Annotated in this window: 15 protein-coding genes; 1 reads left to right on the top strand and 14 read right to left on the bottom strand. The window is 63.0% G+C overall.

Annotated elements, in window-relative coordinates:
* The 11 genes from AB1446_02310 to iorA form a co-directional block, all read right to left on the bottom strand.
* Window positions 1-858 (bottom strand): CoB--CoM heterodisulfide reductase iron-sulfur subunit B family protein, encoded by an 858-nt coding sequence (locus tag AB1446_02310; GenBank protein ID MEW6545739.1) that lies wholly within the window; start codon window positions 856-858, stop codon window positions 1-3.
* A complete protein-coding gene (locus AB1446_02305) occupies window positions 849-1,400 on the bottom strand; it encodes a 4Fe-4S dicluster domain-containing protein (GenBank protein ID MEW6545738.1) in 552 nt (183 codons plus the stop codon). Before AB1446_02305 ends, AB1446_02310 begins: the two co-directional genes overlap by 10 nt.
* A gap of 37 nt (window positions 1,401-1,437) precedes the next feature.
* Complete coding sequence (locus AB1446_02300; protein MEW6545737.1) at window positions 1,438-3,783, bottom strand: hydrogenase iron-sulfur subunit; 2,346 nt, start codon at window positions 3,781-3,783, stop codon at window positions 1,438-1,440.
* Window positions 3,784-3,905: 122 nt separating this feature from the next.
* Complete coding sequence (locus AB1446_02295; protein MEW6545736.1) at window positions 3,906-4,229, bottom strand: 4Fe-4S binding protein; 324 nt, start codon at window positions 4,227-4,229, stop codon at window positions 3,906-3,908.
* A 54-nt stretch (window positions 4,230-4,283) separates the two neighbouring features.
* A complete protein-coding gene (locus AB1446_02290) occupies window positions 4,284-6,044 on the bottom strand; it encodes an adenylyl-sulfate reductase subunit alpha (protein MEW6545735.1) in 1,761 nt (586 codons plus the stop codon).
* Window positions 6,045-6,129: 85 nt separating this feature from the next.
* Entirely contained in the window at window positions 6,130-7,581 is a 1,452-nt protein-coding gene (locus AB1446_02285) for an SLC13 family permease (protein ID MEW6545734.1), read from the bottom strand.
* A 277-nt stretch (window positions 7,582-7,858) separates the two neighbouring features.
* Complete coding sequence (locus tag AB1446_02280) at window positions 7,859-8,560, bottom strand: Crp/Fnr family transcriptional regulator (protein ID MEW6545733.1); 702 nt, start codon at window positions 8,558-8,560, stop codon at window positions 7,859-7,861.
* A gap of 102 nt (window positions 8,561-8,662) precedes the next feature.
* Window positions 8,663-9,349, bottom strand: coding sequence for an acetate--CoA ligase family protein (locus AB1446_02275; protein MEW6545732.1), 687 nt, complete (start codon window positions 9,347-9,349; stop codon window positions 8,663-8,665).
* Window positions 9,342-10,841 (bottom strand): CoA-binding protein, encoded by a 1,500-nt coding sequence (locus tag AB1446_02270; protein MEW6545731.1) that lies wholly within the window; start codon window positions 10,839-10,841, stop codon window positions 9,342-9,344. The genes AB1446_02275 and AB1446_02270 overlap by 8 nt, the downstream gene beginning before the upstream one ends.
* Window positions 10,838-11,470 carry an indolepyruvate oxidoreductase subunit beta gene (locus AB1446_02265; GenBank protein MEW6545730.1) on the bottom strand — a complete coding sequence of 211 codons (633 nt, stop codon included), beginning with the start codon at window positions 11,468-11,470 and terminating at the stop codon, window positions 10,838-10,840. Before AB1446_02265 ends, AB1446_02270 begins: the two co-directional genes overlap by 4 nt.
* A 3-nt stretch (window positions 11,471-11,473) precedes the next feature.
* The gene (gene iorA / locus AB1446_02260) at window positions 11,474-13,297 is read right to left on the bottom strand and encodes an indolepyruvate ferredoxin oxidoreductase subunit alpha (protein ID MEW6545729.1); all 1,824 of its coding nucleotides are present in this window, start codon (window positions 13,295-13,297) and stop codon (window positions 11,474-11,476) included.
* Window positions 13,298-13,614: 317 nt separating this feature from the next.
* Here iorA and AB1446_02255 point away from each other — a divergent pair, with 317 nt between their 5' ends.
* Window positions 13,615-14,682, top strand: coding sequence for an NAD/NADP octopine/nopaline dehydrogenase family protein (locus AB1446_02255; protein ID MEW6545728.1), 1,068 nt, complete (start codon window positions 13,615-13,617; stop codon window positions 14,680-14,682).
* Between the two features lie 160 nt (window positions 14,683-14,842).
* Here AB1446_02255 and AB1446_02250 read toward each other — a convergent pair whose 3' ends face one another.
* The 3 genes from AB1446_02250 to AB1446_02240 all read right to left on the bottom strand — a co-directional run bounded on the left by AB1446_02250 (window position 14,843) and on the right by AB1446_02240 (window position 18,305).
* Window positions 14,843-15,937: an NAD/NADP octopine/nopaline dehydrogenase family protein gene (locus AB1446_02250; GenBank protein MEW6545727.1), complete on the bottom strand. Its 1,095-nt coding sequence runs from the start codon at window positions 15,935-15,937 to the stop codon at window positions 14,843-14,845.
* Between the two features lie 79 nt (window positions 15,938-16,016).
* Entirely contained in the window at window positions 16,017-17,720 is a 1,704-nt protein-coding gene (locus tag AB1446_02245; GenBank protein ID MEW6545726.1) for an amidohydrolase family protein, read from the bottom strand.
* A 162-nt stretch (window positions 17,721-17,882) separates the two neighbouring features.
* On the bottom strand, window positions 17,883-18,305 hold the full coding sequence (locus tag AB1446_02240; GenBank protein ID MEW6545725.1) for a hypothetical protein: 423 nt from the start codon (window positions 18,303-18,305) through the stop codon (window positions 17,883-17,885).
* Window positions 18,306-18,348: the final 43 nt, after the last annotated feature.

Here is an 18,348-nt window from a genome sequence, read left to right as displayed (position 1 = left end):
TCAGAGCGGCATGATCCTGCTCGGCAAGCCGAGTTCCCGCGGACTTATTCCCAACGCAAGGCCGAGGAGCTGGGTGAAATACAGCACCGCGATCCGGTATTTGCGGTGTGAGCGCTTGAGGAGACCTGTCTGGCTGGCGGAAAGGCTCATGTAGCACATAGGACAGGTCACAGCAATGCACTGGGCACCCATGTCGCGGGCTTCCTCGAGGATCCTTCCTGACGCGCGGGCTGCGGCCTCGGGATGGGTCATCAGCAGGGGGCCTCCGCAGCACCTGGTCTTGCTCGAAAACGCTACTGCCGAACCACCCACGGCGAGGACGAGGTTGTCCAGCCACACCGGATTGAAGTTGGACTGCTGAATACTGGCGTAGCGGGGGCGTGTGAGGAGGCATCCGTAATAACAGGCCACCTTGAGACCACGCAGAGGACGCGTTACGCACGAGGCGATGCGTTCCGGCCCTACATCGCGCATCAGAGCTTGCAGCGGGTGGACCACCGTGGCGTTGCCCGAGTACGCGAGCCCAAGGTTATCCAGGGCGGCGTTGGTGCGCTTCCTCAAGCTCTCGTGACCGAGGGAGTGGGCAGCAATGGCCAGGTTGCTATAGCACAGGTTGCAGGGGACCAGCAAGGGCCCGGGTCCCCGCTCAGCCATAGCCAGATTTCGCGCGGCCAGGAACAGCGCCAGCGACTCGTTCAGCGAGCGGGCCGCGGTTGCCCCGCAGCAATTCCAGTCTGCCAATTCGTGTAACACCAGCCCCAGCGAGGCCGCCACGGCCCTCAGGGAAAGATCGTATTCTCTGGCCGTCCCGTGCAAAGAACACCCGGGAAAGTACTGGTACTCCATGGCTATTGGCACCGTCCCTGACCGCCGAGGATATCGCCAGCCACGCGGGCAAAGGCTTCCCGGTCGAGGAGGCAGCGCGGCCTCAGCCTCAGTTTTCTTCCCGAAATCATGTGTACCCCCAGGCCGGCGTGTCGCAGCAGCGATTTTGGACCGACCCTGCGCGCGTAGGCTAGCATCAACCCCAACTCGTGGATGATTCCTCGTTTACTCAGGTCAGCCAGAAACTCGCAGTAGAACCACACGCTCTCGTTCCTCACACCTCTGGCCGCAGCCAGCTGCCTCAGACGGTACATCAACCCGGTGAGGTCGATTCCTCGCGGGCAGGTTACCGAGCAACTGTAACAACTCGCGCAGAGCCACAGGGTGTTGGAGTTCAATGCCTCCGCGACAAGGCCCAGCTGGAGCATACGGATCAGAACACGAGGGGTATGAGCCATGGCGAACGCCAGCGGACAACCGCCCGTGCATCTTCCGCACTGGTAACAGGATCGCACTTGACGCCAGGTCTCTGCGTCCAGAAGCTGCTGCCATCCATTGATGGCCGAGATATGCATCTGCTCTCTCCCCAGTCCAGGTACCGAACTCGAACGCTCAGGTCACCTTAAAGGGGCTCGGGCCCAGGCGCCGGAGGTCGGTGACGAATTCTTGTAGCAACCGCACGTAGGCTTCCGGATCGTTGATGGCCAGGGTCGCCATGCGAACGCGCTCCGGTTCGATCAGCATACGCTGCAGCGTCTCCCTCATGTTTTCCAGCCTGGTTCTGGCCAGGTCGCTGCCGCGCACGAAATGGCACTGATCCGCACTGCAGCCGCATATGATCACGCCGTCTATGCCGCTGGTGAGGGCATCGGTGACCCACGCTACGTTCACAGAACCCGCGCACGGTACCCGGATGCTGAGCACGTTGGGCGGGTATGAGTAGCCCTTCTGACCGGCCAGGTCGGCGCAGGGATAGGCATCGTTAGCACACAGGAACGCCAGAACAACAGGTTGTTCCTTCCCGGGAAATGAGGCGTCCACCGCCTCGATCATGCTGGCCACCTGCTTGATGGTGAAGTTCTTGAGGGAGATGGCGCGCATGGGGCAGCCGCCCTGACAGATCCCGCACTGGCGACATTTGGCCAGGTCCGGAGCAGGGTATCCGGTGTCGTCCCAGTACCAGGCGCCAAAGGGGCATTCCTCCATGCAGCGCTTGCACTTGTCGCACTTTGTCTTGTCGATGACCGGGACAGCCGGCGGGATCTCGATCTCCCCGCGTAATACCGGCATGGCCTTCATGGCCGCTCCGCCCGCACTTTTCACCGCCGTGGCCACATCCATGGGCCCCTGGCAGGACCCGGCTGCGTAAATGCCCGTGCGCTGGAGCTCAAAGGGGAAACACTGAACGTGACCGCCGGCAAACTGGGTCCCTTCCGGGGAGAGGTCGAGGGCGTGTAGTATCTTGCCCAATCCGGGGTCGGGTTTCATGCCGGTGGCCAGGACCACCATGTCCGCCAGAAATTGGACCTGCCGCCCTGACAGGGTGTCTTCTGCCCGAACCACGAGCTGTTTCGACCTGGGGTCCTCCACCACTTCGGAGGGATTCCCCCGGATGAAGGTAGCACCCAGCCTCTCCTGGGCGTCCCTGTACATGAGCTCGTAGTCACCCACCGCCCGCATGTCCATGTAGAATACATAAATTGAGGCATCGGGGCACGCTTCCCGCACGTATGCGATCTGCTTGAGGGTGACCGTGCAGCAGATTTGGGAGCAATAGGGCAGATGTTCCGAGTCACGGCTGCCGACACATTGTAAGAATGCTATACTCTTGATCGGCTCGCCACTGGAAAGGCGAACCATCCTTCCTCCGGTGGGCCCGTTGGGCGAGGCCAATCTCTCGAACTCCACGTTGGTCACTACATCGGGGTAACGTCCGTATCCATACTGCTCGACCAGCGACGCCTCAAAAGGTTCCCAGCCGGTAGCGACCAGTACGGCTCCCACGTTTATCCGCACCCGATCTTCCTGCTGCTCGAGGCAGATGGCCCCCGTCGGGCAGATCTTGCTGCACGAATCGCACCCCGGCAGGCACTTTGCCCTATCAACCACGTGGCTCCGCGGGTATGCCATGGCGTGGGGAAGGTATACTGCTTTGCGAGCGCTGCGACCGAAGTCGAAGGGGTTGGGTACCTGGACGGGGCACACGTCGGCGCACACACCACAGGCCGTGCATCTTTCCGGCGCCACGAACCTGGGTCGTATTACCAGGTCAACCTGGAAGTTTCCCGGGCATCCCGCGATGCCTTCCAGCTCGGCCTGGGTGTAGAAGGTCACCCTGGGATCGGCCCGAAGTTTCTGGAGCAGGAAATCCACCCCGCACTGGGGCGGACACATCCTGGGGAAATACTTGTGAAACCCCACCACGCGCCCGCCCACGTAAGGCTGCTTCTCGACCACGGCCACCTCGACCCCGGCTGCTGCCAGGTCAGCGGCTGCGCTCAGTCCCGCTATCCCCGCCCCCAGCACCAGTGCCCTGTTCACCGAGGGGTACTTTACCGGCATTAACGCCTCCAGCAGGCGCACGCGGGCCAGGGACATTCCGAGCAAAACTCGAGCCTTCCGGGCGGCAGCTTCCGGCTCGCCAGCGTGGGGCCACGCGCACTGTTCCCTGATGTTGCAGCGTTCCACGAGATGCTGGTTCAGTCCAGCCTCTTGCACTGCTCTCTTGAAAGTTTCTTCGTGCACGCGCGGGGAGCAACCGGCCAGGATAATCCTATCTATATTGCCCTCGCTGATGCCGCGCTTGATCAATTCGACTCCGGAAGGGCTGCATAAGCAGGGGTGGTCTACAGATATGGCAACCCCCCTGGCCCGGCGCATGGTATCCGCCAGCCGGGCGGTATCGATGATTGTAGACACTTGTCCGTTACACTGGCAAACGTATATGCCGATACCCACTTGGACTTCCTCCCTGCCCCGCACGCCGGTTCATGGGGGCGGTCCTGTTAGAATGGCTGAGGGTTGGGCAGCATCCTCCCGCCCAGGCCGGACCCTGCCCAACCCCTTGCCCCTTCACGCAGTTACTCGTTGCGGACCTTGACCACGAACCGTTCTGCCTGGCCGTGAATGTCTACGCAGGTCCAGGTGATCTTGTTGGTGCCCATGAGAGGAATGAGCCTGGCACGGTAGTAGCCCAATTGATAGGGCAACCTGGTTTCCAGCGCCCCCTGGGGGCATATCTTGACGCAGGACATACAGTCCCAGCAATCCCGGGGAGACCTGCAGTACGCCTTGTTGGTCTCCCTGTTCAGGGTCATCAGGTCCCCTGGACATATCTGCTCGCACAAGGGTTCCTTTTCTGCCTTGCACCCGTCGCACTTTTCCACATTGACTCTGGGCGGCATTTTCCGTTCCCTCCCACGCCCGTGGTTTGCCTTCTGCGACGCTGGGCCACCGAACTACGGCTGGTACCGGTCCCCCGGCACTATTTGCTCGTATGGCCTTGTGAACACCTGTATTTCACCGGTGGCGGGATCACGCCGGGAGTTAACGAAGCAATCGAACCTCTCATCGTTACGCTCCGGGAAGTCGGTTCTGGTCTGCCAACCCGGCCACCTGGTCTCCTCGCGGAACATCAGGTGATGGATCAGGACCTCGGCCACGTCCAGCCGATCTATCACCTCATGGGCTTCCATGAGTTCGTGGAGATCGCGGGCGATGAGGTACCTGGTCTGGTCTTTCAAAATGCGCAGGTGTTTCAAGGCATATTCCAGGCCCTCGCGGTTCATCCGGAAGAACTGGTGAACGCCTCCCGCATATTCATCCATCAGGCGCTGCATCCGCTCTTCCATTTCCTTGGGGATGATTCCGTCCCCATCGGTGACCTGACGGATCGCCGGGGCAAATACCCTGGCCTTCTCTCCGGCAATCTGGGTCATGTCGATGGTGACGGGGTGGGGGCGCTTCTCGATGAACTCCAGGGCGCCGCGAGCGGCCAGCATGCCTTCGGCAGCACACCCGCTCACGAACTTGTTGGGGCAGCCGCCGGCCACATCTCCTGCTGCGAAAAGGCCGGGCAACGTGGTGCTTCGCTTGATATCCACCCAGTATCCGCTGGCGGTATGGCCTCCCACGATGTAGGGATCACTGCCGTATATCTCGATAGGCTCCTTGCTGACATCCTGACCCCGCGCGGCCAAGAAGAGCACGAAGGAGGGCCTTTCGTTCAGGTAATCGATTTTCATGTCCCGCACCTGCTCGGGGGACATTCCCCTGGTGTCGACGTAACAAGGACCCCTTCCGGCCAGCCACTCCTCCATGGGCAGGTTGGCCCGGATAAACCGGGGTGCGGCGTCTCCCCCCAGGTGGGCGTAGCGCTCCTCGAGGATCTTTTCCCCCTTGGCATTGATCATGGGGGTCTTGTACCCTACGGATATGGTGTCGATGGGTCCGTTGTAATCCTTGGTGCGTGTTGCACACCAGCGCATCTCGAAGGTGGTCATCTCGGCCCCGGCCCTGATCCCCATGGCGTATCCGGTCCCCACGTTGAAGGGGCAGTACCAGAGCTGGTGGTGGCTGTCGATGCCGTCGGCGTTGTACGGCTTGTATATGCCGGCTGCGCCCCCGGTAGAAACGATGGTGGCCTTGGCCTTGATGGCGTAGAACTTGCCATCCCTGACGCCAAACCCCATGGCACCCACCACCCGGTCTCCGTCCATCAGGTAATTGGTGGCCACCACCCGGTTGAGCACCTCACAGCCGTGTTCCCGCACCTTCTCGGCCAGGATCACCTTCATCTCCGATCCCTTGATGGTGATGTCCCATTTGCCGCGAGTATGGTACTCGTCCCCTTCTTCCTCGTAATCGATGGGGAGCCCCCATCTCTCCCACTCTTCGACGGGTTGGTTCAGCACCTCTGCCAGGCTCAGGGTCAGGTCTTCCCTGATCAGCCCTCCCGCCTGGCTTCTGCTCCAGCGGACGAACTCTTCAACGGTGCGGCCCTTCTTGATGTAGGCATTGAAGGCGTCCATCCCGGCGGCCAAACAACCGCTGCGATCTATGTGCGCCTTCTCGATCAGGGTTACTTTCAGCTTGGGATTAAGCTTCTTGGCCTCGATGGCGGCAAAACATCCGGCATTGCCCGCGCCGATTATCAGCAGATCTGTCTCCAGAATCACCTCCGGGACCTCTTCCAGACTGGTGGGCAGCTTAGCAGCCATTTGCCTTCCCTCCTATCAGTTGGATGGGCACACGACGGAACGTGCGCTCCGGCCGCGCGCGGAAACAGCCTTCCTGGCTACCCCTTCATCGGAGCGGGTAGCCGAGAAGGGCCAGCCAACCACTCTGTACGAAGATCACGTACAGGTTGGCGATGATGGAGAGGGGTACTCCGAACTTGATGGCTTCCCATCCGGACGTGCCCGACGCACCCCAGGCTATCAGGAACGCAGTGATGGAAATGGGCAGAAAGAAGGCATAGCTCAAGCAGTTTATGGTGATGAGCGCGAACGGCAAAACGCTGAAGCCCAGTTGCTTAGCTATGCCGATGGTTAGGGGAATGAACACTGCTCCCGTGGCCACAGCGCTGACGATACCGGCCCTCGCTATGTGGAAACCAAACACCAGGATCACGAGGACCACGAGCGGGGGGAGAGCACCTGCAGCCTTGAGGGGATTTACGACGAACCCAGACAGCCACCCCGCTACCCCCGACTTGTACAGCACGTCGCCCAGCGAGATTGCCCCGCCCAGGAGGACCCAGACATCCCACATGATGTAGCGCGATATCTGGTCGAAGTTCAGCCTTCCGAAGGGCAGAAATGCCAGCATTACGACTATCAAGGCCACCATACCCGTCTTCACGCTGTGGAGAGTACCTTCGGTGATCCACAGGAAAAGCCCTAATGACAGGCAGGCAAGAGCCCAAATTTCCGGCCAAGTGATCCTCCCCAGTTCTTTCTTCATCTTGGGTAGTTCTACGTCAGCCCCCGGGATTTCCAGACCGCTGAGCCGGAAGTAGCGTACCACGTAGAAGTACAGGATAGGCAGCAAACCCCAGAGGGGCAGGTTGAGTAGAAACCAGTCTGCCCAGGAAAGGTAGATGTGCTGGGTATCGGCAAGGTTTCCCACCAGCATGATGTTGGGGAAGTGACTGGTCAGGATGAGCGGACCTGTGAAGAGAGGCACCAGGCCAGTGATCGTGAGCAGCAGGGCAGTGCGTATCCGCCGGCTTTCCGGCAAATCCTCTTTCCCCCGCATCAGCGACGTCACACCCTGGGCTATGGGAAGGAATAGCGCGGTTTCGCTGACCGTGGGCAGAACCCCGCCTATGGCCACATCCGACAGCGACAGGCCCAGCAAAATCCTGGTTGCCCGCGTGGAACGCAGGGCGTTGGTTATCCCCAGTGCTATGCGCCTCCCCAGTGGGGTGCCCATCATGATCGCGGCGTACACGAAGGCTCCGGCAGCCAGAAAGAACTCGTTACCCGTGAATGCCGAGAATGCATCGGCTATCTTGAACCTGGCCAGTACCACCACCAGCATGGGGGCCCCCAGCCCGATAACGGCCTTGGGGAGTGCGTCGAATATCATGCAGACGATGAACCACAGGAAAACGCCCAGGACCGTTTGCCCCTGGGGCTTCAAGCCTGCTAGAGGCGGAGCGAAGTGCAGGCCGAACAACAACAGAAATGCCGCTATCAGCGCTGTAACGCGCCTCCGCTGTTGAATTCCTTCCTTATCCTCATGCTCCGGCACCTTTAGCTCACCTCCCGTGGTGTGAGGTGTACCCGGTTATCAATCAGCTGTCCGAGCGAAACAACTTGCAGCCCGCCCCGCGGTCCCCCCTTTCCTTGTGAAATGATTCTCGAGGGTACGGTACCACGGGAGGCCCGCCTTTTCTGTCCCGAACCTGACCCCCAGATAGTCATATGGACGACAGAAGATCTGTCGCCCAGCCGTCAGTAGCTGCCGCGGAGGCACGACCCGACTTGCCTGCCGCAGCTCTCTTCCTCCGCGCCTGCAACAGCGCGGCTCAGGTTATCCATTCCGCAAGAGCCTGCGGATTGAGAATCTGTACGCGGTCGCGCTCCACACGGATCAGCCTGTGCTTCTTGAATGCGTTAAAGGCAGAGGTCACGCTCTGCCGCGAAGCTCCCACCATAAACGCGATCTCCTGATGGGTCAAGCTCCAGCGGAGTTCTATCCCCTCTTTGCTGGGGGTCCCGTGCTGGTATGCCAGCCGGAGCAACAGCAGAGCCAGCCGGGCCGGCACCTGATAGCGCACGAAATCACAAATGCTCAGCTGGGCCTGCCTGAGCCTTGCTGCCAGCACCCGGGCCACCTTCAAACAGAGATCTGGCTCTTCTCTCAACAACAGCTCGAACTCGGGCCTCCGAATCACATAGCATTCGGTGTTCTCGAGGGCCTGGGCGTAACACTTCCTGTCCAGGCAGCACAGAGCTTCTGCCAGGCCGAACAGCTCCCTGGGATAGCGGATAGCCATGGTAACTGCGTGGCCGCGGGGCGACAGCCAGCAAATCTTCACCACGCCCGTGTGGATAAAATAGACGCGTCCCGCTTCGTCGCCCGGAGCGAAGATCACGTGCCCGCGAGGGTAAAATACGCGGGTAGCCTTCCGGCAGAAGGCGTTCTCTTCCTGCTCGTCGAGCGTCAGCGGTATCTCCCAGACCTGCTCGTCTGTCCAGCGCTCCAGGACGCGTCTCCCATCGACCATGGCGAAAGCTGCCCCACGGTATGAGTTCGGCGTGCCTGCGCCAACTCCTGCCCTTGTGCCTGCGCCAACTCTCGCCCCCGCGCCACGCGCGCGGTCGCGTACCTAAGCGCCGTAAGAAGCAGTCCGCTTGTCTGCTACTCGCAGCTTGGCGTCCACGACCACCGCACGGTCGGCGTGGACGATCACGGGATTAAGGTCCATTTGCTCGATGTAAGATCCCAGTTCTTCCGCCAGGCGGGACACAGCGCACAATACGGAAACCAGGGCTTCCTGGCTGGCCCTGATGCCGCGAAATCCCTCGAACAGGCGGCGGGCACGTAGCTGGGAGATCATGTCGCGGGCGTCGGCCTCCGTAATCGGCACCACGCGGAATGCTACGTCCTGGTACAGTTCGGTGAAGACTCCGCCCACACCGAGCATGACGGACGGGCCAAAGGTGGGGTCGTGGATCAGACCCACGATCGCTTCCACGCCGGGGGGTTCCTGGGCCTCCACCATGAGGACCTTCCCTGGGAACCTGGCCCTCATCTCCGTCAGGGCCTGCTCCAGTTCCGCCTCATCACGGATTCCCAGGCGCACGCCCCCCAGGTCCGTCTTGTGCAGGATTTCTGGGTCGGATACTTTTACCACCACGGGGTAGGGGAATGGCAGGCTGGGGATAAGGTCTCCGGCGCCGGGAGCCAGTACGACGCGTGCGGGTACCGAGACCCCGTAGCCGGCGAGCAATTCCTTGACCTGGTGCTCGGCCAGGGGATGACCACTCCGTATTTGCTGCCTGGCGTCACTCATGGTCAGACCCTCCGTGGTTTGGGCCGGTGGCCGGTGTGGTGGTAGCCGCCACGTATTCCCGGCCAGCGGTCTCTTCGGGTCGGACGAGCTCGATTCCGCACCGGGCCAGGTAGCGACCCCGCTCGTACAGGGCGGCCAGCGCACGCGCTGCCCTCCACAAGGAGGGATAGGCGGGGACCCGAGCCTCCACCACCTGCCGCAAACCGCGCTGGGACAGTTCACCCCCGATGGACACCACCACCATCGGCTTGGGACCACAGTGGAACCAGTCTACGATGGTCCGAGCCAATCGGTCGTCCACGTATGGGCTCTGAAACTGCATCACGCACAGGATGGCGTCTACTCCTTCTTCCGCCTCCAGTACCTCCAGGCTGGCGGCATAATGCTCGTTGCTCGCGTTTGCCGTGAGGTCGATGGGGTTATGCACGGAGGCGAAGGGGACGAGCAGGGACCGCAGGCGGGCCTTGCCCTGCTCAGATATGGTGGCCAGTTCCAATCCCGCTCCCCGGTCCGGGGATTCGAGCAGGTCGGTGAGGATCACACCCAGGCCCCCGGCAGTGGTGAGTACGGCAACTCGCTTGCCAGCCAGGGGGCGGCCGTGGCCCAGGGCCCGGGCCAGGTCCACGAGCTCTTCCTCATCGTAGGCGCGGCAGGCTCCTACCTGGCGGAGCGCTCCCTCTACCACGCGATCGGAGCCGGCCAGTGACCCGGTGTGCAAGGCAGCGGCTTTTGCCCCCGATGCCGACCGGCCGGCTTTGAGGACCACCACCGGCTTGCGGGGGGTGATACGGCGGCACCTCTCGAGGAAGCCACGCCCATCGCTGAAGCTCTCCAGATACATGGCGATAGCGCGCGTGGAGGGGTCGGCGGCGAAGTAATCGAGCAGCTCGTTCTCGTCCACGTCCAGCTTGTTCCCGATACCCACGAACGCGGAGAGGCCCACCCCCATGGATGCGGCGGCTTCCATGATGCACACGGCGGTGGCACCGCTCTGAGATATGAATGCTATGTCGCCGGGGCCCGGCCGGGGGCTGCGTTCCCGCACCGTAAACGTGGTGTCCAGCCTCCGTGCGGGGACGTACACTCCCAGGGTATTGGGCCCCAGAAGGCGGGGGCGCCGCCCGCCGGGCGCGGCGGCGAGTATTTCCTTGATCTCGCGTTCCAGCCGCCTGCCTTCCTCTCCAGTTTCACCGAACCCCGACGCCTGGGCGATTATCGCCCTGACGCCCTTTTTCACGCACTCCCGGACCATGGTTACCGTGGCCGGGGCAGGCACCGCCAGCACCGCCAGGTCCACCTCTGCGGGGATGGAGGCCAGGTCGGGGTAGCACGGCTGCCCGAGTATCTCGCTGGCGGAAGGGTTCACGGGAAAAACCCGGGCCTCGCTCTCCAAAAGGTACTGCAACACCAGGTGCCCTATTTTCGTCGGGTCGCGCGATGCCCCCACCACCGCCACCGTGCGCGGGGCAAAGAAGGCGTCCAGGCCCCTCATGCCTTTCCCCTCCCCATCTCGGCGGTGGTGAGTTCCCTGGCCATCCGGAAGGCAGCCAGGTTCACCGCACGCACACGCTCAGGAAGGTCGGCCCAAATGGCTTCCTGCCACTCCTGCTCGGACGCGTCGATGAACGGGGACAGAGCACCCAGGAGCGCAACATTTGCGGCACGTACGTTCCCCGCCTCCCGGGCGATCCCCAGGGCATCCACCCATACAAGGGTACCCACCGTTTGCCCCAGGGTCTCCCTGATCTCGCCCGGATACGCCTGGTTCCCCAGGGTCACGCTCACGGGGGCGATGCGTTCGGTGCTGCAAACGCACAGCCCGCCCGGACGCAGCCAGGGCAGGTAGCGCAGGCCCTCCAACTGCTCGAGGGCCAGGAGGAGATCCGCTTCCCCCCGCGGGACGAGGGGCGAATGCACCCTCTGGCCGCGGCGCACATGAGTTTCCACGCTACCTCCTCGCTGGGCCATGCCGTGTACTTCCGAGGTCTTGACCTCCCAGCCCTGGTTGAGGAACAGGGAGGCAAGGATACGGGTGGCCAGAATGCCGCCCTGGCCACCGACGCTGGCGATGACGACGTTGTCTATGCGTTCCGGCCGGCTGCGGGATGTCACTTCCACCATGGTTCAAGCCTCCTGAGCTATCAGGGCCCCCGGTTTGCAGAGCTGTACGCACATGAGGCAACCCGTGCACAGCACCTCGTTGAGCCGGGGCCGCCTGCCGTTTTTCTCCAGTGCAGGGCAGCCTAAGCGGAAGCACGCCCCGCAGTCAATGCACTTTTCGGGGAGGAACCGGATGGGCGGCTTGCGCATACCCGGAAGCAGGACGCACGGGCGCCGGGCGATGACCACCGACGGTTCCTCGCGGGCCACCGCCGCCTTGATCGCCCTCTCTACCGCCTTGAGGTCGTAGGAGTCAACCACCTGGACGTCGTTCACCCCGCACGCACGGCACAGGGCTTCCAGGTCGATGCGCGGGGCCGGCTGCCGGCGGGCATCCCAGCCGGAAGCGGGGTGCCCCTGATGTCCCGTCATGGCGGTGGTACCGTTGTCCAGGATGATCACGGTGACGGTACCCCGGTTGTAGACCACGTCGATGAGGGGAGCGATGCCGGAGTGGACGAACGTGGAGTCCCCGATCACCGCCACCGCCCTGCGCGAGAATTCCCGTCCGAGTGCCTTTTCCAGTCCGAGAGCGTGCCCTATAGATGATCCCATGCAGGTGCAGGTATCGATGTTGTTGAAGGGAGGAGCTGCCCCCAGGGTATAGCAACCTATGTCGCCGGTGGCGATGAGGTGGTGCTTGGCCAGGACGTAAAAGACGCCCCGGTGCGGGCACCCCGGGCAGAGCACGGGAGGCCGCGCCGGCAGCGAAACCGTTTCGGCCGCGCCTTTTCCTGCCCGAGCCTGCCGGTCGCCCGCTGAGGCAGAAGCGCTACCGGCGCCCAGGAACTCTTTCACCGCACTGCGCACGATCTCCACCGAAAGTTCGCCCACCCGCGGGAACACGCACGGCCCGGCAACTCCCTGCCCGGCGACCTTAACCCCCTGGGCCAGGATGAGTTCCTCCCAGAATGGGTCGCCTTCCTCCACCACGAACAGGTACCTCACCTCAGAGGCAAATCTGCGGATCAGCTCCCGGGGTATGGGGTAGGCAAGGCCCAGCTTCAGCACCGAGGCTTCCGGGAACGCCTCCTTCACGTACTGATACGCGACTCCGCCGGTGACGAATCCGATTTCCTTGCTGCCCCACTCCAGCCTGTTGAAGGGGCAGTCCTCCGCGAACTGGCGGAGAGCGTCGAGCCGCTCTTCCACGCGCGGGTGCCAACTGCGGGCGTGAGCGGGCAGCGTGACAAACCGCTCCGGGTTGCGTTCAAACGCCAGACGGCGTGCCGCTTCCTTCCTCACCCCCAGTTTGACCGGGCTGCGGCCATGGGACAGGCGGGTGGTGCTGCGCAGGATGACAGGGGTGGCAAACCGCTCGGAAATGTCGAAAGCAGCTTCCGTAAAGCTCTTTGCCTCCTGGCTGTCGGAAGGCACCAGCACCGGAGTACGGGCCATACGACCGTACTGGCGGTTGTCCTGTTCGTTTTGCGACGAGTGCATGCCCGGGTCATCCGCAGACACGATGACGGTGCCGCCGTTTGTGGACATATAGCAAAAGGTCAGGAAGGGGTCGGCGGCCACGTTCAGCCCGACGTGCTTCATCGCCACCAGGGTGCGAGCGCCCGCGAAGGACGCCCCTATGACCACCTCCAGGGCCACCTTCTCGTTTGGGGACCACTGGACCCATATGTCTGGGTACCTCACCAGTGCTTCGATGATTTCGGTGCTGGGGGTACCGGGGTAACCAGCTGCCACTGCCACCCCAGCCTCGTAAGCGCCCCGGGCGATGGCTTCGTTGCCGGATAAAAGTACCACCGCCTGCTCCAGCGTGCTGTTCGTCGGCATTGGTTCACCTCCGCTCGGCGCTGGTTAACCGACAGGCGGGACGCCACCCTCCGGGGCTGAGAACCCGCTCAAAAGCGCCAGGATACCAACCGCGCGAGAGTTGGCCATCGGCCTAGCGTTCCACCAAGGATGGCGTTCCATCAGGAGGAACCGCGTCCCCTTTTAATATTAGGCGGCATTAAAGGAGATTCCTTCTTCGAGATGCGGCCAGGTGGTGACGCAGGAGGATTTTTGCGGGCCGCCGGCGAAATAGGGCACGCGCCACGCAACGGTGTTCTGTTCAGGAGAACAGCGCTAACGAGGAGGTGTTAGTCAGCATGAAGGTTGCGGTTTTGGGTGCAGGGCACGGCGGAGTAGCGGCTGCGGCTGACATGGCTTTGGCGGGGCACGAAGTAAGGCTCTTTCAAGTCCCCCAGTTCGCGGAGTCCTTTAAAAAGATCCGGGAGACAGGGGAAATCAAGATCAGCGGAGTGAGCAGACAAGGACTGGCCAAGCTGCGGGTGGCAACTCACGATCCAGAGGAAGCGATTTCGGGAGCCGAAGTAGTGCTCGTGATTGTACCCGCGTTCGCCCAGGAATCCATAGCGAGAATGTGCGGACCGCACCTGGAAGACGGCCAGTACGTCTTCTTGATCCCGGGTGGGTTTGGCTCGTACGTCTTTGGCAGAGTGCTCGAGGAGATGGGAGTAAGGAAAGATATAACGCTGGGGGAGACCTCTACGCTCCCGTACGGGTGCAGGATGAGCGGGGAAAATGAGGTCGCGGTGCACATCCGCGCCATCTTCAACCCGTTCGCCGCGTACCCTGCACGACGTACGGAAGCCGCGGCTGCGGTGCTCAAGCAGCTCTACCCGGAGATAGCACCGGCCAGGAACATCCTGGACGTCGCCCTCAATAACACCAACCCGTGCGTGCATCCGGTGCCGACTCTCCTCAGTGCAAGCAGGATCGAGTTCTCCGGGGGCGAGTTCTGGCTTTACCGTGAGGCGATGACGCCCTCCGTGTGGAAGGTCATGCGTGCGCTCGATCAGGAGAGGGTTCGGGTGCGAGAGGCATTCGGACTTGGACCTCCTCACTGTGAATTGCCGGAAGAAGTCGGGCGGGTTTTTGTGGACCAGTTCGGCTACGAAGGAATTGAGGCAGGCCGCAAGATGAAGGGTCCGAAGAGCCTTTCGGAACGTTATCTCACCGAGGACGTGCCGATGGGTTTGGTATTGTACTCTTCTCTGGCAAAGGTTGCCGGCGTTCCCACTCCCGTAATAGATTCAGTGGTGACCCTGGTTTCGGCCCTCCTGGGATGTGACATGTGGTCTCAGGGCCGAACAATTGAGCGGCTTGGCCTTACCGGCATAACGGCCGCCGAACTGACCGCCAGGCTCGAGTGAACCGGCAGGGGTTGTGGTCCGGCCTGGTATGGATTTGCGAAGTGGAATAGGGAGGGCAGGGGCGGCAGCCCAGCCTCATGGACCACCAAGGCCAGACCGGGCTTCCCCTACCCCTGCCCCTACCCCTCCCTTTCAGGGCAACCGTCGTGCCACCCGATTGTCACAGGCCCTGTCTGACGAGCCGCCTGATCTCCTCCACCGACAGGCCCTCTACGCCCAGCTTAGCCAGAGTCCTACCCTCCGACCAGAAATCCCGCCCGCACACGGCTGCCCCCAGGGAAACGATAGCGTCGGTCACCGGCGTGGCAACGCCCGCCTTCCGCCCCAGTTGCGCAATAGGAACCAGACCCTGCGGCAGGTCCTCCGTGATGTACCGGTCGTATATGGAACTGGGTCCCTTGATCCTGGCGATTACCCCCAGAGTATCGAACGGCGCCTGGAATGCGACCGCCATGATGCTGCCCGTGGTATTGAAATCGCGTTCCTCATACTCTATCACCGATGTGCCGTAGGCTTGCGCCACCGCCTTCACCTCGGCGAACACCCGGCGGATCACACGCGCCACGGCCTCCGTTATACCTTCCCGGTACATGTAAAAGTCTCCACCACTGAACTGGATGCGACCCACGTTGAGGAGCGACCCGGGGGGATGCACGATGGGGTTGGGATTGCTGAACGCGCACGACAGCACATCGTCGGCTGGCCGCACCACCGGGAAGCACTGCCGTAACGCCGGGAGCACCTCCTCGTTCTCCACCGCCGGCAGGGCGGCCGCCGTAACCAGCGTCGCCATCAGGGGTAGATCGACCCATCCCGGCTCCACCATGCGCGTCCCGTATGGCAACGTATTGGCCTCCACTATGCGCACCCGCAAGCCGGGAGCGTTCTGGCGCAAGAAATGCCACAGTTCCAGCGAACCGAAATCTGCCGCCCACAACACCACCGTTTGCCCGTCCCGCAGGTAAGGCAACATCTCCCGGAAGAAGCGCCCGTGGGCATATGCGGGTACCACGATATTGATCAGGTCTACTCCCGCAAGGGCCTCCCCCATGTCGGTGGTAGCTGTGTTCAGCCTGGCCACGCCCTGCCGCCCGATCCCCGTGAGCTTGATCTCACCCGACTTCAGCACCTTCTCCACGCGGGCGGCAAACTCTGGCACCTCGTAAAAGTTCACCTGGTAACCCGCCAGCGCCAGATCAGCTGCCATGCAGTGCCCGCCATGACCCCCGCCCAGTACAGCTACCGCCTTGCCCATCCCCAACACCTCCACTTCACCAGATCAGTTAGCCCGATCAACCACGCCTCCGGCACCGGCGTGCCCGCGGCCACCGGCATCACCGGGACAGCACCCGCCCCGCCAGCACACCCGTGTGCCGGCCGCCATCCATCACTACCTGCCCGTTCACGAACACGTACGCAATGCCCACCGGGTTCCGCGCCGGTTCGCGGTGGGTGGCGGTGCAGGCCACAGCGTCCGGGTCGAATATCACCAGGTCAGCCCACATGCCCTCCCGCACCAGTCCCCGATCCCGCAACCCCAGGAATTGGGCGGGCAGGGACGTCATCTTGCGGATGGCCTCCTCCAGCCTGAGAACACCGCGTTCCCGCACGTAGTGGCCCAGGACCCTGGGATAGGTGCCGTACTGACGGGGATGGACCCCGCAGTCGGGCCGGCCCAGGTCGGGAGGGACGTCAAGCACGAACCCGTCCGTGGAGACGGCAGACCACGGCCACTTCAGCACGTGCAGCACGTCTTCCTCCGCCATCCCTCCGGCCGCCACCTGGGTGAACCCTTCGTCATCAAGGTACACCCGGCGCACCGCATCCCAGTAATCCCCTTCCCCCAGTGCCGCCGCCACTCCCCGGAAGTTCTGGCCCTCAAGTTCCGGATGGGAAGGAGACCACACTATGTAATCGAAGGTCTCCGGATCCCAGATGTCGGGCACCATCACACCCTTTTGCGCCAGAACCCGGCGCCGCTCACGGTTCAGCTCCACCTCCCTCTCGAACCCCGTCCTGGCCCTACGCTTCACTTCTTCCCAGCGGGCGTCGTCCCTGACGCTCGCCAGCAGCCCCTCGCGCTCGACCGCACTCGCCTCGGAGGAGAGGACGTGTCCCGCGAACCATATCCCCAGGTTCGCCTGCCGGGCCAGCGTCCAGGGGTATACGTCACAGATCACCTCGGCACCCTCGTCCCGCGCCCGGGCCAGCAGCCGGATCGTCTCGAAAACCTTGCCCCAGTTTTCAGGCAGCGCGGCCTTGTGGTGGGACACGCACGCCGGGATGCGCGCTTCCCGGCTAACGACTATCAGTTCCTTGACCGCTGAAACCAGATACTCTTCCTCACTGCGGATGTGGGAGGTGTGCACCCCTCCGTATTCAGCCGCCACCGCCGCCAGGGCCACCACCTCTTCAGTGAACGCATTCCGCCCCGGCGCGTACCGCAGCCCCGTGGAAATCCCGAATGCACCCTCCTCCATCCCCCGGCGGACCAGGGCCTTCATCGCGTCCATTTCCTCCGGGGTGGGGTGGGTTCGCTCGCCACCCTTGCCCTCCACGCCCAGCACCGACTCCCGCACAGTCCCGTGACCGATGAAAGGAGCCAGGTTTATGCCCGTTCCCCGGGACGCGAGCGCCGCCCGCCATTCGGAGAGGCTCTGCCACTCCACCTCGACCTCAGCCGGTGCCACCGTGGCGGACTGGGCCATGGCCAGGCGGATGCGGCCCCGCACTTCTTCCCCACAGAAGGTGTGCACGGTGCTGCCACACTGCCCGACCGCTTCCGTGGTCACACCCATGCGCAGCGCGCTCTCGGCCCGATTATGTACCCAGATGGTGTAGTCGGAGTGGCTGTGCAGATCGATGAAGCCGGGACACAGTACCATGCCCCCGGCGTCGATGACGCGCCCCGCCGGCAGCTCCAGGGCCCGGCGGGAAACCACCGCCACCCTGCCCGCCTGCAGCCCTACCTCGCCCCAGAACCAGGGATTACCCGAACCATCCACCACCCGTGCATTCTTGATGAGCACGTCCAGCATCCCGCACACCTCCCGCCGTCAGCCCGCACGCCACCGGCCGCCCGTCCGAGGCGCCACCCGGGAACCCAGGGATCCCACCACCGTCCTATTTGCACCTTGCTTTTAATAACCCAGCCATTCTACAGCGGCAGTGAAAATTCCTGCCCGGACTCGCACGACTGCTCACTCGGGTGGCTTCCCGCTCCATTCCAGCTGCCACCGGCTGAAGAACTCTTCCAGGGTGAGCGCCCCCTGTCGCCAGGCCACCAAATCCGCTTTCCCCACGGTGATGTGCAGAGGTCCTGGCTCCATGCCCCAAACTACCACTACCACCCGGTCGTATCCGGACAGTCCCGGCGAGGAAAGCAACCTGCCCACCGCCCGCGGGAGCGGTCCCAGGCCGGATGCCCAACGCTGCTCGGCCCCTCCGTCCAGCGCGAGCAGACCAGCAGCCTCGCACTCCAACACCAGAACCCTTCGCTCGGCCTCCAGCGTACACCGATCACTCGCAGGCCGGGCGCCGGCAGGAAGTGCTCTAGCCTCTTCGGCCAGGCGACCGGCCCGCATGACCAGCCAGCTGCTGGCCACCAGAACAACGAGAGGCAATAATAGCAAACCCCTCCTCCACCCCCGCACCGTCCTCCCCACC

The organism is Bacillota bacterium (assembly GCA_040757085.1).
In the GTDB taxonomy this organism is placed as follows: Bacteria; Bacillota; Sulfobacillia; order JACIYH01; family JACIYH01; genus JACIYH01.
The sequence above is the reverse complement of the archived record's forward strand: the minus strand, read 5'-3'. Positions and strand labels throughout refer to the sequence as shown.

Excerpts from the sequence above, each read along its gene's own strand:
- AB1446_02305 (MEW6545738.1), bottom strand. The coding sequence starts at position 1,400 with ATGCATATCTCGGCCATCAATGGATGGCAGCAGCTTCTGGACGCAGAG.
- AB1446_02295 (MEW6545736.1), bottom strand. The coding sequence starts at position 4,229 with ATGCCGCCCAGAGTCAATGTGGAAAAGTGCGACGGGTGCAAGGCAGAA.
- AB1446_02290 (MEW6545735.1), bottom strand. The coding sequence starts at position 6,044 with ATGGCTGCTAAGCTGCCCACCAGTCTGGAAGAGGTCCCGGAGGTGATT.
- AB1446_02280 (MEW6545733.1), bottom strand. The coding sequence starts at position 8,560 with ATGGTCGATGGGAGACGCGTCCTGGAGCGCTGGACAGACGAGCAGGTC.
- AB1446_02275 (MEW6545732.1), bottom strand. The coding sequence starts at position 9,349 with ATGAGTGACGCCAGGCAGCAAATACGGAGTGGTCATCCCCTGGCCGAG.
- AB1446_02270 (MEW6545731.1), bottom strand. The coding sequence starts at position 10,841 with ATGAGGGGCCTGGACGCCTTCTTTGCCCCGCGCACGGTGGCGGTGGTG.
- AB1446_02265 (MEW6545730.1), bottom strand. The coding sequence starts at position 11,470 with ATGGTGGAAGTGACATCCCGCAGCCGGCCGGAACGCATAGACAACGTC.
- iorA (MEW6545729.1), bottom strand. The coding sequence starts at position 13,297 with ATGCCGACGAACAGCACGCTGGAGCAGGCGGTGGTACTTTTATCCGGC.
- AB1446_02255 (MEW6545728.1), top strand. The coding sequence starts at position 13,615 with ATGAAGGTTGCGGTTTTGGGTGCAGGGCACGGCGGAGTAGCGGCTGCG.
- AB1446_02250 (MEW6545727.1), bottom strand. The coding sequence starts at position 15,937 with ATGGGCAAGGCGGTAGCTGTACTGGGCGGGGGTCATGGCGGGCACTGC.
- AB1446_02245 (MEW6545726.1), bottom strand. The coding sequence starts at position 17,720 with ATGCTGGACGTGCTCATCAAGAATGCACGGGTGGTGGATGGTTCGGGT.